Annotated in this window: 14 protein-coding genes and 1 other RNA gene; 6 read left to right on the top strand and 9 right to left on the bottom strand. The window is 61.6% G+C overall.

Features of this window, described 5'->3' with window-relative positions:
• Positions 1 to 18 precede the first annotated feature (18 nt).
• From ccoS to AC3WN7_RS00150, 5 genes are all read left to right on the top strand, one after another.
• On the top strand, positions 19 to 237 hold the full coding sequence (gene ccoS, locus AC3WN7_RS00130; protein ID WP_007971444.1) for a cbb3-type cytochrome oxidase assembly protein CcoS: 219 nt from the start codon (positions 19 to 21) through the stop codon (positions 235 to 237).
• Positions 230 to 913, top strand: a complete 684-nt coding sequence (locus AC3WN7_RS00135) for a sulfite exporter TauE/SafE family protein (RefSeq protein WP_095965198.1) — start codon at positions 230 to 232, stop codon at positions 911 to 913. Before ccoS ends, AC3WN7_RS00135 begins: the two co-directional genes overlap by 8 nt.
• A 200-nt stretch (positions 914 to 1,113) precedes the next feature.
• Positions 1,114 to 2,496, top strand: coding sequence for an oxygen-independent coproporphyrinogen III oxidase (hemN, locus tag AC3WN7_RS00140; RefSeq protein ID WP_102673338.1), 1,383 nt, complete (start codon positions 1,114 to 1,116; stop codon positions 2,494 to 2,496).
• 90 nt (positions 2,497 to 2,586) lie between these two features.
• Positions 2,587 to 3,321, top strand: coding sequence for a fumarate/nitrate reduction transcriptional regulator Fnr (fnr, locus tag AC3WN7_RS00145; RefSeq protein WP_095965197.1), 735 nt, complete (start codon positions 2,587 to 2,589; stop codon positions 3,319 to 3,321).
• Between the two features lie 80 nt (positions 3,322 to 3,401).
• Positions 3,402 to 3,950, top strand: coding sequence for an adenine phosphoribosyltransferase (locus tag AC3WN7_RS00150; RefSeq protein WP_095965196.1), 549 nt, complete (start codon positions 3,402 to 3,404; stop codon positions 3,948 to 3,950).
• Between the two features lie 122 nt (positions 3,951 to 4,072).
• Here the strand turns inward: AC3WN7_RS00150 and AC3WN7_RS00155 are convergent, their stop codons facing one another.
• From AC3WN7_RS00155 to dnaX, 5 genes are all read right to left on the bottom strand, one after another.
• Positions 4,073 to 5,221 carry an acyl-CoA dehydrogenase family protein gene (locus AC3WN7_RS00155; RefSeq protein WP_102673243.1) on the bottom strand — a complete coding sequence of 383 codons (1,149 nt, stop codon included), beginning with the start codon at positions 5,219 to 5,221 and terminating at the stop codon, positions 4,073 to 4,075.
• Between the two features lie 183 nt (positions 5,222 to 5,404).
• Positions 5,405 to 6,007, bottom strand: a complete 603-nt coding sequence (recR, locus tag AC3WN7_RS00160; protein ID WP_008050204.1) for a recombination mediator RecR — start codon at positions 6,005 to 6,007, stop codon at positions 5,405 to 5,407.
• Between the two features lie 79 nt (positions 6,008 to 6,086).
• On the bottom strand, positions 6,087 to 7,121 hold the full coding sequence (curA, locus tag AC3WN7_RS00165; RefSeq protein WP_095965194.1) for an NADPH-dependent curcumin/dihydrocurcumin reductase: 1,035 nt from the start codon (positions 7,119 to 7,121) through the stop codon (positions 6,087 to 6,089).
• 267 nt (positions 7,122 to 7,388) lie between these two features.
• On the bottom strand, positions 7,389 to 7,727 hold the full coding sequence (locus AC3WN7_RS00170) for a YbaB/EbfC family nucleoid-associated protein (protein WP_007971455.1): 339 nt from the start codon (positions 7,725 to 7,727) through the stop codon (positions 7,389 to 7,391).
• Positions 7,728 to 7,795: 68 nt separating this feature from the next.
• A complete protein-coding gene (dnaX, locus tag AC3WN7_RS00175; protein ID WP_102673245.1) occupies positions 7,796 to 9,868 on the bottom strand; it encodes a DNA polymerase III subunit gamma/tau in 2,073 nt (690 codons plus the stop codon).
• A gap of 123 nt (positions 9,869 to 9,991) precedes the next feature.
• Here dnaX and AC3WN7_RS00180 point away from each other — a divergent pair, with 123 nt between their 5' ends.
• Positions 9,992 to 10,789: a substrate-binding periplasmic protein gene (locus tag AC3WN7_RS00180; protein ID WP_102673246.1), complete on the top strand. Its 798-nt coding sequence runs from the start codon at positions 9,992 to 9,994 to the stop codon at positions 10,787 to 10,789.
• Between the two features lie 60 nt (positions 10,790 to 10,849).
• Here AC3WN7_RS00180 and ffs read toward each other — a convergent pair.
• The 4 genes from ffs to zipA all read right to left on the bottom strand — a co-directional run bounded on the left by ffs (position 10,850) and on the right by zipA (position 15,841).
• Positions 10,850 to 10,946, bottom strand: an RNA gene (gene ffs / locus AC3WN7_RS00185) — signal recognition particle sRNA small type.
• A gap of 111 nt (positions 10,947 to 11,057) precedes the next feature.
• Positions 11,058 to 12,224 (bottom strand): zinc-binding metallopeptidase family protein, encoded by a 1,167-nt coding sequence (locus AC3WN7_RS00190; protein ID WP_102673247.1) that lies wholly within the window; start codon positions 12,222 to 12,224, stop codon positions 11,058 to 11,060.
• A gap of 173 nt (positions 12,225 to 12,397) precedes the next feature.
• On the bottom strand, positions 12,398 to 14,755 hold the full coding sequence (gene ligA, locus AC3WN7_RS00195; RefSeq protein WP_102673248.1) for an NAD-dependent DNA ligase LigA: 2,358 nt from the start codon (positions 14,753 to 14,755) through the stop codon (positions 12,398 to 12,400).
• Between the two features lie 231 nt (positions 14,756 to 14,986).
• Complete coding sequence (gene zipA / locus AC3WN7_RS00200; protein WP_102673249.1) at positions 14,987 to 15,841, bottom strand: cell division protein ZipA; 855 nt, start codon at positions 15,839 to 15,841, stop codon at positions 14,987 to 14,989.
• Between the last annotated feature and the right edge of the window lie 125 nt (positions 15,842 to 15,966).

The following is a 15,966-nucleotide window of genomic DNA, read 5'->3' on the forward strand; positions in this document are numbered from 1 at the left end:
CGCGGGCATGGAGTCCAGATGCCAGCTCTCTACGTGATGATTCCCGCTGCGCTGCTGATCGTGGCCATCGCCGTCTATATCTTCTTCTGGGCGGTCGACAGCGGGCAGTACGACGACCTCGACGGCCCGGCCCACAGCATCCTGTTCGACGACCAGGACCCGAACCACACCGCCGCCGTCGACGAAGCCAGCGGCCAACCGGCCAAACCGCAAGACAAGGCCCCGCCCCATGCTTGAACTGGCGCCACTGCTGGTATCGGCGGTGATCCTCGGCTTGCTCGGCGGCGGTCATTGCCTGGGCATGTGCGGCGGCTTGATGGGCGCGCTGACCCTGGCGATTCCCAAGGAGCAACGCAGCCGCCGCTTTCGCCTGCTGCTGGCCTACAACCTGGGGCGGATTCTGAGCTACGCCTGCGCCGGACTGTTGATCGGCCTGGCCGGATGGGCCGTGGCCAGCAGCCCGGCGGCGATGTTCCTGCGAGTCCTCGCCGGCTTGCTGTTGATTGCCATGGGCCTGTACCTGGCCGGCTGGTGGAGTGGCCTGACCCGTATCGAAAGCCTCGGTCGAGGCTTGTGGCGGCACATCCAGCCAGTTGCCAACCGGTTGCTGCCGGTATCGAGCGTTCCGCGTGCGTTGCTGCTGGGTGCGCTCTGGGGCTGGCTGCCGTGCGGCCTGGTTTACAGCACCCTGCTGTGGTCGGCCAGCCAGGGCAACGCGCTGGACAGTGCATTGTTGATGCTCGCGTTCGGGCTTGGCACCTGGCCGGTGCTGCTGGCGACCGGCCTGGCCGCCGAGCGCGTCACCGCGGTGTTGCGCAAGCGCAGCGTGCGCATGGCGGGTGGGATGCTGGTGATGCTGTTTGGCATCTGGACCTTGCCGGGACCGCATCAACATTGGCTCATGGGGCATTAAACCGGCGGCGCGCCCATCGCGAGCAAGCTCGCTCCCACAGGTTTTGTGTACACAGCGACTCCCCCTGTGGGAGCGAGCTTGCTCGCGATGAGGCCCTCACAAACGACAAAGATTCTGACCTTGATGCAAATCAAGATGCCCCACCCCGCCCTCGCATAAAGTGGCCGACACTGCCAGCCTATCCGGGGAATGCCCGCATGATGCTCGACGCCATTCGTTGGGACACTGATCTGATCCGCCGTTATGACCTGGCGGGACCCCGCTACACCTCGTACCCGACCGCCGTGCAATTCAACAGCCAGGTCGGCACCTTCGACCTGTTTCATGCCCTGCGCGACAGCCGCAAGGCCCAACGCCCACTGTCCCTGTACGTGCACGTGCCGTTCTGCGCGAACATTTGCTACTACTGCGCCTGCAACAAGGTCATCACCAAGGATCGCGGCCGGGCGCAGCCGTATTTGCAGCGCCTGGAACAGGAAATCCAGTTGATCGCCTGCCACCTCGACCCCACACAGAAAGTCGAGCAACTGCACTTCGGTGGCGGCACGCCGACCTTTCTCAGCCACGACGAACTGCGCCAGTTGATGGCGCACCTGCGCAAACACTTCAACTTGCTGGACGACGATTCCGGCGACTACGGCATCGAGATCGACCCCCGCGAGGCCGATTGGTCGACCATGGGACTGCTGCGCGAACTGGGTTTCAATCGGGTCAGCATCGGCCTGCAAGACCTCGACCCGGCGGTGCAGCGAGCAGTCAATCGCCTGCAAAGCCTGGAAGAAACCCGCGCCGTGATCGACGCCGCCCGCACCTTGCAGTTTCGCTCGATCAATATCGACCTGATCTACGGCCTGCCGAGACAGACGCCGGAGAACTTCGCCCGCACCGTCGAAGAGGTCATCAACCTGCAACCGGACAGGTTATCGGTATTCAACTACGCCCACCTGCCGGAACGCTTCATGCCCCAGCGGCGCATCAACAGCAATGAACTGCCGACACCCGCGCAGAAACTGGAAATGCTGCAGCGCACCATTGAGCAACTGATCAGCGCCGGTTACCGCTACATCGGCATGGACCACTTCGCCCTGCCCGACGACGAGCTGGCGATCGCCCAGGAAGAATCGACCCTGCAACGCAATTTCCAGGGCTACACCACCCACGGTCATTGCGATCTGATCGGCCTCGGCGTCTCGGCAATCAGCCAGATCGGCGACCTCTACTGCCAGAACAGCAGCGACCTGAACCACTATCAGAACACCCTGGCCTCAATGCAACTGGCCACCAGCCGCGGCCTGCTGTGCAATGCCGATGACCGGCTGCGGCGCGCGGTCATTGCGCAATTGATCTGCAATTTCAGCCTGGAGTTCTGCGACATCGAACAGGCTTTCAACATCGACTTCCAGGGCTACTTCGGCGAACTCTGGCCCCAACTGCAAGACATGGCCAAAGACGGGCTGATCGAACTCGATCGCGACAGGATCACCATCCTGCCCGCCGGGCGATTGTTAGTGCGTTCGGTGTGCATGGTGTTCGACGCGTACCTGGAACAACACAGTCGCCAGCGATTTTCGCGGGTGATCTAATTCTGCAAGCTAGCGTCCCGGACTGGCCTCGATCTCCTATGGTGAGTTACCCTTACGTCTTATGTGTGAATTCCCACAAGGATTGAAGAAATGTCCGAGCCAGTAAAACAGCGCGCTCATAGTCAAGCCCATTGCAAGGATTGCAGCCTGGCCCCTCTTTGCCTGCCTCTTTCGCTGAATCTGGAAGACATGGATGCGCTGGACGAAATCGTCAAGCGCGGCCGGCCGCTGAAAAAAGGCGAGTTTCTGTTTCGCCAGGGCGATACCTTCGATTCTGTCTACGCTGTCCGTTCCGGCGCCCTCAAGACCTTCAGCCTGAGCGACAGCGGTGAAGAACAGCTCACCGGTTTCCACCTGCCCAGCGAGCTGGTCGGCCTGTCGGGTATGGACACCGAAAAGCACCCGGTGTCGGCACAAGCCCTGGAAACCACTTCGGTGTGTGAAATTCCTTTCGAACGCCTCGACGAACTGGCCCTGCAACTGCCGCAGTTGCGCCGTCAGTTGATGCGGGTGATGAGCCGCGAAATCCGTGACGACCAGCAGATGATGCTGCTGCTGTCGAAAAAGACCGCCGACGAACGCATCGCCACCTTCCTGGTCAACCTGTCGGCACGTTTCCGCGCCCGGGGTTTTTCCGCCAATCAGTTCCGCCTGAGCATGTCGCGCAACGAAATCGGCAACTACCTGGGCCTGGCGGTGGAAACCGTGTCCCGGGTCTTTACCCGCTTCCAGCAAAACGAGCTGATTGCGGCAGAAGGCAAGGAAATCCGGATTATCGATCCGATCCAGCTGTGCGCCCTGGCCGGTGGCTCACTGGAAGGCTGAAACAAAACGTTGCGGCTGAGCGAAAGGGTTCAGCCGCCGTTATACTGCCTTGTTTGCAGCCCTGCCAGGACACCTAGACGATGGTCTTCGACTCCTTCGACATCAAATCCCTCATCCGCCCTGTCATCGACTTCCCGAAGCCGGGCGTGATCTTTCGCGACATCACCCCGCTGTTCCAGTCGCCCAAGGCCCTGCGCCTGGTGATGGACAGCTTTGCCCACCGTTACGTCGAGGCTGACTTCACCCACATCGGCGCGATGGACGCCCGTGGCTTCCTGATTGGTTCGGTACTGGCCTATCAGTTGAACAAGCCGCTGGTGCTGTTTCGCAAGCAAGGCAAACTGCCGGCTGAAGTGCTGGCCGAGGGCTATGCGACCGAATACGGCGAAGCCTTCCTGGAAGTGCACGCCGACAGCCTGTGCGAAGGTGACTCGGTGGTGATGTTCGATGACTTGATCGCGACCGGCGGCACCCTGATTGCCGCCGCCAACCTGATCCGCCGCATGGGCGCGCGGGTGCATGAAGCGGCGGCGATCATCGACCTGCCGGAGCTGGGTGGTTCGCAACGCCTGGAAGACATGGGCATTCCGACGTTCTGCCTGACGCAGTTTGCGTTGAGCGATAAGTAATCTGGCGCCGGTACTGACGCCTTCGCGAGCAAGCCCGCTCCCACATTCTTCCTGACAGAACGCAGTCAAATGTGGGAGCGGGCTTGCTCGCGAATGGCGTCAGTCGCTACACCGCAAAAAACTCAGAGCCCCATCTGCTTGCTGATGATCTCGTTCATCACTTCCCGCGTCCCGCCGCCAATCGACAAAATCCGGTTGTCGCGGTACAGCCGCTCCACCAGGCTCTCGCGCATGTATCCCAGTCCACCGAGTATCTGCACCGCATCGGTCACGATCCGGTCTGCGGTATCCGTCGCAAAATTCTTGGCCATGGAAATTTCCTTGATCACGCTCTGCCCCGCCGCCATCTTTGCCGCCTGGCGGTAAGTGAACTCCCGGGACACTTCCAGCCCGGTCGCCATCTCGGCGAGGCGATGCTTGATCACCTGAAACTTGCCGATCGGTTTGCCAAAGGCTTCGCGCTGGCGCGCCCATTTCAGGCTTTCCTCCAGCGCCAGCTGCGCGGTCATGTTGGCCATCAGTGCCAGGGCCAGGCGTTCGCTCTGGAAATTGCCCATGATGCAGGCAAAGCCCATGTTCTCGGCGCCGATCAGATTTCTCGCGGGCACCGGGCAATCATCGAAGAACAGTTCGGCCGTGTCTGACGTCCACCAGCCCATTTTCTTCAATTGCCGTCCTACGGTGAAACCCGGCGTGTCCTTTTCGATCAGCAACAGGCTGATGCCGGAGAACCCCGGCTCACCGGTACGCACCGCGACGGTATAAAAGTCCGCACGCACACCACTGGTGATAAAGGTTTTGCTGCCATTGACCCGGTAAAAATCGCCATCGCGCACGGCGCGGGTTTGCAGGTTGGCGACGTCGGAGCCGCCGCCGGGCTCGGTGATGGCCAGGGCGCTGATTTTCTCTCCCGACAACACCTGGGGCAGCACACGATCCCGCACTTCGGGGTGTGCCCACTTGAGAATGGGCGGCAAGCCGATATCCAGCGACCCCAGGCCGGCCACCAGCCCGCCTGAGCCGCAGCGCATCAACTCTTCACTGGCGGCAACCTTGGCGAACAGATCCCCTTCGTGGCTGCCTCCGTAAGTTTCCGGATAACCGATGCCGAGAATCCCCGCCGCGCCGGCCTTGAGGTAGAGCTCGCGAGGGAAGCTTTCGGCTTCTTCCCACTGCTCGATATCAGGAAGAATCTCGCGTTCGACAAAACGTCTGACGCTGTCACGGACCAATTGGTGGCTGGGGTCGAAGTATTCCTGAAAGGCAGACATCGGCGAGCTCCACTGAAGGGGTCAGTGAAGTTAACCGAGCGCTTGCTTGGTTTTCAACAGGATTGTGTGAATGAGCGACACCGAGGTGCGCCCTTCGCGAGCAAGCCCGCTCCCACATTTGGAATGCAATCCCCTGTGGGAGCGGGCTTGCTCGCGAAGGCGTCAGTAAAGACACCGCACAACTCAGAGCGAAATCGGCTTACGCCCGGCAAACGAATGCGCCAGCGTGCCGCCATCCACCAGCTCCAGCTCACCACCGAGCGGCACGCCATGGGCGATACGCGAGGCGATCAGGCCTTTGCTGCTGAGCAACTGGGCGATGTAATGCGCTGTGGCCTCACCTTCCACGGTCGGGTTGGTCGCCAGGATGACTTCGGCGAAGGTGCCGGCCTCTTCGATCCGCGCCATCAATTGCGGTATGCCGATGGCTTCCGGCCCCAGACCGTCGAGCGGCGACAGATGCCCCTTGAGCACGAAGTAGCGCCCGCGGAAACCGGTCTGCTCCACCGCATAGACATCCATCGGGCCTTCCACCACGCAGAGCAAGGTGTCGTCGCGACGGGTATCGGCGCATTGCGGGCACAGATCATCTTCGGTCAGCGTACGGCACAAGCGGCAATGACCGACCCCTTCCATGGCCTGGCTCAAGGCCAGCGCCAGGCGCGAGCCGCCGCTGCGGTCACGCTCGAGCAACTGCAACGCCATGCGCTGGGCGGTTTTCTGACCCACGCCAGGCAGAATTCGCAGGGCGTCGATCAGTTGGCGAATCAAAGGGCTGAAGCTCATGGTGGAAAAGTCCGACAAAACAACGAGACGCGGTTTATACCCGCGCCTCGGTTGAGCGTCAAATTGCAGCGTCGATTACTCAGTCCCGGGAAACCCGAACCACCAGTTTGCCGAAGTTGCGCCCCTCCAGCATGCCGATGAACGCGTCGGGAGCCTGCTCCAGACCATCGACCACGTCTTCGCGGAACTTCACCTTGCCATCACGTACCCAGGGCGCCATGGCACTGAGGAATTCCGGCTGACGATCACCATAGTCATCGAACACGATGAAGCCCTGGATGCGCACCCGCTTGGTCAACAGGGTGCGTTGCAACAGGGGCAGGCGATCCGGCCCGCTCGGCGCTTCATGGGCGTTATAGGAGGCAATCAGGCCGCACAGTGGAATCCGCGCCTTGGGATTGAGCAACGGCACCACGGCGTCGAAGACCTTGCCGCCGACGTTTTCGTAGTAGATGTCGATGCCCTTGCCGCAGGCCTTGGCCAGCTCATCGGCAAAGTCCGGGCTCTTGTGGTCGATGCAGGCGTCGAAGCCCAACTCGTCGACCACATAACGGCACTTGTCCGCCCCGCCGGCCACGCCGACCACACGCAGCCCCTTGATCTTCGCCACCTGGCCGACCACCGAACCCACAGCGCCTGAGGCCGCTGCAACCACCAGGGTTTCGCCGGCCTGGGGCTGGCCGATGTCCATCAGGCCCATGTACGCGGTCATGCCCGGCATTCCCAGCACCCCAAGGGCCATCGATGCACTGGGCAATCCCGACGGCACCGGGACGATGCTGCGCCCGTCATTGATGCTGTGGCTTTGCCAACCGGTGGCACCAACCACCAGGTCACCTTCCTGAAACTTCGGATTGAGCGAACGCTCGACCCGACTGACCGCGCCCCCGGTCATGACTTCGCCGATTTCCACCGGTGCGGCGTAGGACGGAGCGTCGCTCATGCGCCCGCGCATGTAGGGATCCAGCGACAGGAAAACGGTCTTGAGCAGCACCTGACCGTCGGCGAGCTCCGGCAACGCCACCCGCTCCATGCGGAAGTTTTCCGGTGTTGGCGCGCCGACCGGGCGTGAAGCCAGGACAATGCGTTGATTGAGGGTCATGGGGTCGGACATGGCAGCGTCTCCTGTGATCGATGGGGTTGGGAGATATAGGGAGCAGACCTTTGTGGCGGTATGGGGTTCGATGTGTTTTCAGTTGCACCGGGGTGAATTCTTCGCGAGCAAGCCCGCTCCCACACTGGATTTGTGTACATCCCCCTGTGGGAGCCGGCTTGCTCGCGAAGGCGCCATCACGGACGACACATATCCAACAGACAAAAACAAAAATGCCAAGCGCAATGCCTGGCATTTTTTGTAGCTCATCTGCCGCCTGAAGGCGAATCAGAATGGCAGTTTCATGCCCGGCGGCAGTTGCATGCCGGCAGTCATGCTGCCCATCTTGTCCTGGCTGTTGGCTTCGATCTTGCGTACGGCATCGTTGACCGCGGAGGCGATGACCGCTTCCAGCATTTCCTTGTCGTCTTCGCTCATGCCTTCGACCAGGCTCGGGTCGATGGTCACGCTCTTGACGTCATGACGCCCGGTCATCACCACGGTGACCATATCGCCACCGGCCTTACCGGTGACTTCGGCGTTGGCCAGTTCTTCCTGCATCTTGGCCATTTTTTCCTGCATCTGCTGCGCCTGCTTCATCAGGCCGGCCATGCCACCTTTCATCATGGTAATCACCTCAAAAGTACTTGGATCAAAACAGCGCCCGGCGGAATGTAGCCGAGCGCCTTCAGTTATTAGCCCTGAGTGACCAGGGCGTCGACAGGTTCAATAGTATCGTTACGGACCACCGCACCGAACTGCTGCATCATTTGCTGGATGAACGGATCGCCGTGGATCGATTCCTCCGCCTCGCGCTGACGGTTGGCGCGGCGGCGCGAAGCCGCTTGTGCCGGGGTTTCCTGCTCGGGCTTGATCAGCTCGATGCTCAGGGTCAGCGTGCGCTGGTGATACTGGTTCAGCGCATCGTTGAGGCGACGCTGCTGAGTGGCATTGAACAAGGCACTGTGGGCCGGGTCCAGGTGCATCAGCCAATTGTCGCCATCCACCGCGATCAGCGTGCAGTTGGCGGCGATGCTGCCGGTCATGCCGGAAATCGGCAATTTCGGGAACAGCTCCAGCCATTGCAGGGCGAGGCCAGTGGCCGGCATTGCCGCGGGCTCAGGCTCGGGCTCCGGCGCCGGGTCAGCGGCATGCTCGCTGGCCAGTTCGTCGAGGTAACTGTAGGCCGAATCCATGTCCGGCTCGATGTAATCCTCGTCCAGCGGCGGCTCGTCATCCAGGTCCATGCCCGGCGTTGCGGCATCGACGTCCGCCACCGAAGGCTCCGGGATTGGCGCGGCGGCCCACTCCGGGGCGTCCGGCACCACGCTGTCCGGCGTCGGCAACGGCATCGGCGGTAATTCGGGTTGTTCGCTGGCGGTTTCCAGCACCGGCTCCACCGCCGGTTGCTGAACAGGGGCAGGCTCGACCGGGTCATTCCACGGCAGGTCGACCACCTCTTCGACCACGACCGCTTCAACCACAGGCACAGGCGCAGGTTCTGGCACAACGACCGGTTCCGGTGCTGGCGCAGGAGCTGCCACTGGCGCAGCCGCTATCGGTGCAACGGCCGCAGCGGCTACCGGCGCAACGACCTGCGCGGCAGCCACTGAGTTTGCGGAATCAACTGTGGCCTGGCTGATCCCCACTGGCTTTAGCGGTTGCCTCGGGGCATCCGCGGTGTCTGCGGGCCGGAACGCCAGCATCCGCAGCAACACCATTTCAAAACCGCCCCGGGGATCCGGCGCCAGCGGCAAGTCGCGGCGGCCGATCAGGCCCATCTGGTAGTAGAACTGCACGTCTTCGGCCGGCAAGGCCTGGGCCAGTGCCAGCACGCGATCACGGTCGCCGTGACCGTTATCGACACCTTCCGGCAAGGCCTGGGCAATGGCAACGCGGTGCAGCACATTGAGAATCTCCGAGAGCACGCCATTCCAGTCCGGGCCTTGTTCGGCCAGGTGGCGGACGGCTTCGAGCAACGCCTTGGCATCGCCTTCGATCAGCGCATGCAGGACGTCGTAGACCTGCCCGTGATCGAGGGTCCCGAGCATCGCCCGCACATCGGCGGCCAGGACCTTGCCTTCACCGAAGGCAATCGCCTGGTCGGTCAGGCTCATGGCATCACGCATCGAACCGTCGGCAGCACGGCCCAGCAACCACAGTGCATCGTCTTCGAACGGCACGTTCTCGACACCCAGCACGTGGGTCAAGTGCTCGACAACCCGTTCCGGCGTCATGTTCTTCAGGGAGAACTGCAGGCACCGCGACAGAATCGTTGCCGGAAGTTTCTGCGGATCAGTGGTCGCCAGGATGAACTTGACGTAGGGTGGCGGCTCCTCGAGGGTTTTGAGCAGCGCGTTGAAGGAATGGCTGGAGAGCATGTGCACTTCGTCGATCAGGTAGACCTTGAAGCGCCCGCGGCTCGGGGCGTACTGCACGTTGTCGAGCAATTCGCGGGTATCTTCGACCTTGGTGCGGCTCGCGGCGTCGATCTCGATCAGGTCGACAAAGCGGCCCTCGTCGATTTCGCGACACACCGAACACTCGCCACAGGGGGTCGATGTGATACCTGTCTCACAGTTAAGGCATTTGGCAATGATCCGCGCGATGGTGGTCTTGCCGACCCCACGGGTACCGGTGAAGAGGTAGGCGTGGTGCAGCCGCTGGCTGTCCAAGGCATTGATCAGAGCCTTGAGCACATGGGTCTGGCCGACCATTTCGCGGAACGAGCGCGGACGCCATTTACGTGCAAGAACCTGATAACTCATCGAAAACCGTCGCAGCGAAGGAAGCAGAAGCGGCTAATGCTAGCGGAGCAAGGCACAAATTGCATCCGGTGCGCTCGTGTATTGTGGCTAAGCTGCACATCACAGGCATTTAACGGAGTGTTTATGCGGTTGGCCTTGGGGGCATTGCTGTTGATCAGCCTGGACGGCGCGGCGGCGCCAGCACCGCTGCGTTTCGTGATAACCGACAGCTGGAGCATGCCCATGGTGCAGCTTGAGCGGGGCAAACCGACACAGGGCATCCTCTATGACATGATGCTCAGCCTCGCGACCCAGGTCGGCGTACCAGCCGAATTCCACGTATTGCCCCGCCGGCGCATACAAGGCGCCATGGAGCAAGGCGAGGTCGATGTCCGCTGTTATGCCGCACAATCGTGGCTGCCTGAACAGCCTGGCGATTATCTCTGGAGCATCCCGCTCTTCACTCAACCTGACGTGTTGATCACCCGGGATGCAACGCCCGACGCAGTCAAACCCGCCGACTTGCCGCAACAACCCATAGGCACCGTGCTGGGCTACAGCTACCCGACCCTGCAACCGCTGTTCGACAGCGGCCAACTGCAGCGCGACGACGCACGCAATCAGGAACAAGTGCTGGAAAAACTCCTGGCCGGCCGCAATCGCTATGCCGTCAGCAATCAATGGAGCCTGGACTGGTTCAATCACCGCCTGCTGCCGGAGCAGCAACTGCAAAACGTGGCAGTGCTGCAGGAAAACCGTCTCGGTTGCTACGTTCGCAACGACCCACAGGTCCCGGTGCAGAGCATTCTGCGCACCCTGGCGCGGATGAAGATGTCCGGGGAGATCGATGAAATTGTTCGGCTGTATATCGGTGGCGAGCCGGCGGCTGTGGATAAAGCGCAAACGACGAAAAACCGCCCCGGAGAAGATCCTGGCAGCTAGCGAAAGTCTGTATTCAAGAAGAGAACGCGAGAGAACACTCGCGTGGCGTTAAGGTGGTAACCCTACCAGCCACACCCCGGCACACAATGTCACCGCTGCGGCTGCTCCCTTCCAGGCCTGACCGGGTTCACGGCTGATCGTTGCGGGGGGACCGATAGGGTCACCATAACGATGCTCACCTGTCGGCGAGCCGCGCCATTGTACCTATCTGAGGCGAAGTTACAACCGTTGGTTTCGGATAAAAAACATGAGGGGCTTCAAGCACTTGCTATTGCGCCTCAAGCACCGCATCCGCCCTGCCACCCGCCTGCTGAATCACCAGGTGAATGAAGTGCAGCCTGGTAACGACAGCAGGCGGCAGGACGAAGGGGTAGAAATCCGGCTGCCCCATGCTGCGTGACAGCTCGTTGAGCATGCCGGCCAGTTCGATCCAGGCGTTGACGAACGACAGGAAAGCCGCGCCGCCGGGATGCTGCGGATCGTAGAGGGTTTGGGGTGGAAACGGCTGATAGTCGAAGTCCATTTCCCGGGCGCTCATGCCAAATCCCAGCGCGGTGTCCACGGCGTCCATCATGTGCAGGTAATGCGCCCAGGTTTCCGCCCAGTCTTCCCACGGGTGCATGGTCGCGTAGGCGCTGACGCAGTGCTGCTGCCAGTCGAGCGGTGCGCCCTGCTGATAATGCCGTTCGAGGGCATCGGCGTAGCTCGCGCGTTCATCGCCGAACACGCCGCGAAACGGCTCAAGCCAATGGCTGCGGGCGATCAATCGGTCCCAGTAGTAATGCCCGACTTCGTGACGAAAATGCCCGAGCAACGTGCGATAGGGTTCGTGCATTTGCACCCGCACCTGCTCGCGGTGCGCGTCGTCGGCTTCCTTGATATCGAGGGTGATCAGGCCGTTGGCGTGGCCCGTGGTCGGCGGCTTGCCTTCAAGGTCGACACCGATGAAATCGAAGGCAAGGCCAGTCTCTTCATCGACTGTCCTGGGAATCACCTGCAACCCCAGGCTGACCAGTTGCGCGACCAGACGCCGCTTGGCGGTTTCCACCTTGCGCCAGCGCTCGTGATTTTCGGTGATCGACAGGTCGGGAATCGTGCGATTCAAGCTGCAGGCCATGCACAAGGTTTCGTGGTGATTGGCCGCCAGCAGCCAGTTGCACGCAGCCGGTGAATCGAGGTTGGCGCAGCGGCGGAACGCGCCCGCCTGCGGATCGGCGTCGAGCCACCAGGTCTCGGGGCGCTCGCCCGGTTGCAGGGAAGATAAACGGCTTTGCTCAGGTTGATACCCAAGGGCCGCCGAACACGCCAGGCACTGGCTGTTGCGGAAAAACAGCGATTGCCCGCAACGACAGGACCAGACCTTGCTGTTGCGCGAGCTTTCGGCCACGAACGGTGCGGCGATGCGCGAGCTGAGCTGCTCGAAGAAAGGGTGCATGGCGATCTCTCCCTGGGGCTTGCCAAGACTAGATCATTTCCGAGAGTTGATTGTTCCCGCTTTCTGCCGGGGTGCTGAAATCGCCTTCGCGAGCAAGCCCGCTCCCACATTCGATCGGATTCTTACAGGAAGAACTCGGTTAAATGTGGGAGCGGGCTTGCTCGCGAATGGCTTCACACCGAAATATCGTGCTCGCGCAGAAACTCGACAAACGCCTCTTCATCCAGCACCTTCAACCCCAGCTCATTGGCCTTGGTCAACTTCGAACCGGCGCCCGGTCCTGCGACCACGCAATGGGTCTTGGCCGACACGGAGCCGGCGACCTTGGCCCCCAGGCTTTCGAGTTTGTCCTTGGCCACATCGCGGCTCATCAGCTCCAGCGAGCCGGTCAGCACCCAGGTCTGGCCGGCCAGCGGCAAGCCTTCGACGACCTTTTTCTCGCTCTGCCAGTGCATGCCGAATTCGACCAGTTGCTTCTCGGCCGCCTCGGCCAATTGGCGATTCTCTTCGAGCGCGAAGAACTCGCGCACCGAATTGGCCTGTTTCTCCGGCAGCGCCTGACGCATATCCAGCCAGTCAGCACCGATCACCGCCTGCAGCGAGCCGAACTTGTCCGCCAGCTTCTGCGCCCCGCCCGGACCGACCGATGGAATATGCAGTTTGTCGAGAAAACCGCCCAGCGTGGTGCTCGCCGAAAACTCGGCACCCAACTCGCCCTGGTCCTGAATCTGCAAGCCATGCTTGAGCAGTTCAGCGATCACCTGCTGGTTATGTGCGTCTTCAAAGAAGCTGTGGATCTCGTGCGCGACTTCCAGCCCGACATCCGGCAAGTACGTCAGCACCTGCGGCAAAGCCTGCTGCACCCGCTCCAGCGAACCCAGGGAACGTGCCAGCACCTTGGCCGTCTCTTCGCCGACATCGGGAATCCCGAGGGCGTAGATGAACCGCGCCAGGCCCGGCTTCTTGCTGTCTTCAATGGCGCCGAGCAGGTTCTTGCTCGACAACTCGGCAAAGCCTTCCAGATCGACGATCTGCTCGAACGTCAGGGCGTACAGATCGGCCGGCGAACTCACCAGGCCTTCGTCGACCAGTTGCTCGACGCTTTTCTCGCCCAGGCCTTCGATGTCCATGGCACGACGGGAGACGAAGTGAATGATGGCCTGCTTGAGTTGCGCGCCACAGGCCAGGCGGCCGACGCAGCGGTACACCGCGCCTTCGCTGACCGTCTCGCGGCCCTTGCTGCGCTTGATCAATTGTGTGCGCTCGACATGGGAGCCACACACCGGGCATTTCTCCGGGATCTGCACCGGCCGGGCGTTTTCCGGACGACGTTCCATGACCACCTGCACCACTTGCGGAATCACGTCACCGGCACGGCGAATGATCACCGTGTCGCCGATCATCAGGCCCAGGCGCGCCACTTCGTCCATGTTATGCAGCGTGGCGTTGGCCACCGTGACGCCCGCGACCTTGACCGGCTTCAGACGCGCCACCGGCGTCACCGCACCGGTGCGGCCGACCTGGAATTCCACATCGAGCAGTTCGGTGAGCTCTTCCATCGCCGGGAATTTGTGGGCGATGGCCCAGCGCGGCTCACGGGCGCGAAAGCCCAGTTCACGCTGGGAGGCGATGCTGTTGACCTTGAACACCACACCGTCGATTTCATAGGGCAGCGCGCTGCGCCGCTCACCGATGTCGCGGTAGTAATCCAGGCATTCAGCGATTCCCTGCGCCAGTTTCAGCTCATGGCTGATCGGCATGCCCCAGGCCTTGAGTTGCTGTAAATTGCCGATATGCGTATCGGCAATGTCCGCCGACACCTGGCCGATGCCGTAGCAGCAGAATTCCAGCGGACGGTTGGCGGTGATCTTCGAATCCAGCTGGCGCAAGCTGCCCGCCGCTGCGTTGCGCGGGTTGGCGAAAGTCTTGCCGCCGACTTCCAGTTGCGTGGCGTTGAGCCGTTCGAAACCGGCCTTGGACATGAACACTTCGCCGCGCACTTCCAGGGTCGCCGGCCAGCCAGTACCGTGCAGCTTGAGCGGAATGTTGCGCACGGTGCGCACGTTGACGCTGATGTCTTCACCGGTCGTGCCATCGCCGCGCGTGGCGCCGCGCACCAGGACGCCATCCTGGTACAGCAGGCTGACGGCCAGGCCATCGAGCTTGGGCTCACAGCTGTATTCGACGGTTGCGCCGCCACCGAACAGGTCGCCCGCCGGCAAATCCAGGCCTTCGGTCACCCGGCGGTCGAACTCGCGCATGTCGGTTTCTTCGAAGGCGTTGCCGAGGCTGAGCATCGGCACTTCGTGACGCACCTGGGTGAACGCCGACAGCGCCGCGCTGCCCACTCGCTGGGTGGGCGAGTCGCTGGTGATCAGCTCGGGATGGGCCGCTTCCAGCGCCTTGAGCTCGTTGAACAAGCGGTCGTATTCGACGTCCGGAATGCTCGGCTCGTCGAGCACGTGATAGCGATAGTTGTGCTGATCCAGCTCAGCGCGCAGCTCTAAAATACGGTTCTTGGCGGCGGTCATGGGTGTTCTCTCGTAAAGCAAAAGAGCAGCCGAGGCTGCTCAATTTTCTAAATACAGTAGCTCAAGGCTATGGACATTGTGGCGAGGGAGCTTGCTCCCGTTCGGTGGCGAAGCCGCCGTAAATCCTGCACACCGGGGCGGCTGGTTTTGGGGCCGCTTCGCAGCCCAGCGGGAGCAAGCTCCCTCGCCACAACAAGCCCCTATGCCACAGAAGCCTGCCCAGCCATTAGATCAGCGTTTCTGGGTCAGGGCGCGGCGTTCGAATTCGACGATGCGCTGACGGTAGTGCTCGATCGTCTGGGCAGTCAGTACGCTGCGCTGGTCGTCCTTCAGTTCGCCGTTGAGCTCCTGGGACAACTTACGCGCCGCGGCCACCATCACGTCGAAAGCTTGCTTCGGATGGCGAGGGCCTGGCAGGCCCAGGAAGAAGCTCACCGCCGGGGTGCTGAAGTGGTCGATGTCGTCCAGGTCGAATACGCCCGGCTTGACGGCGTTGGCCATGGAGAACAGCACCTCGCCGTTGCCCGCCATGCTTTCGTGACGGTGGAAAATATCCATCTCGCCGAAACGCAGGCCGCTTTCCAGAATGTTCTGCAACAGCGCCGGGCCCTTGAAGCCGGCAGCGTCGCGGCAGATCACGCTGATCACCAGCACTTCTTCAGCTTGCGGCTGATCCTTTTCGCCATGCGCTGGCGAGGACTTGGTGTCATCCGGGAAATCGTCGTCGCGGCTGCTGAAGCTCGGGCCGCCATCCAGATCCAGACTGAGGTTCATATCGCCCTGGGAAGGCTCGCTGTGGCCACGCTTGCCGCGCTTGGAGCCCGATTCACGAGGCTCGCGGGCCGGCATGCTCACCGACGGCAGGTCCTGCTCGTCCAGTTGCGGCTCTTTATGCGTGTCCAGCACGCGCGGCGGGCCCAGCAGCTCGGCGCTGCTGTCCTCGTCCGGCAGGTTGGACAGACTTCGGTCAAGGCGGAATTTCAGTTTTCCCTTGCCGCCGCGCATACGGCGCCAGCCATCAAAAAGAATACCGGCAATGACAATAATGCCGATGACGATCAGCCACTCGCGCAGACCGATTTCCATGTAATCCCGTGCCTCTATAAAAAATGCTGAAAAATAAGGGGTTTACAACCTGCAAACCGCTTTAAAACGTGGCGCCAACTCTATGTTCTGACAGGCGTTTTGCCCACGTATACGAAAAATTGACA

This window comes from Pseudomonas sp. FW305-70 (assembly GCF_058783925.1).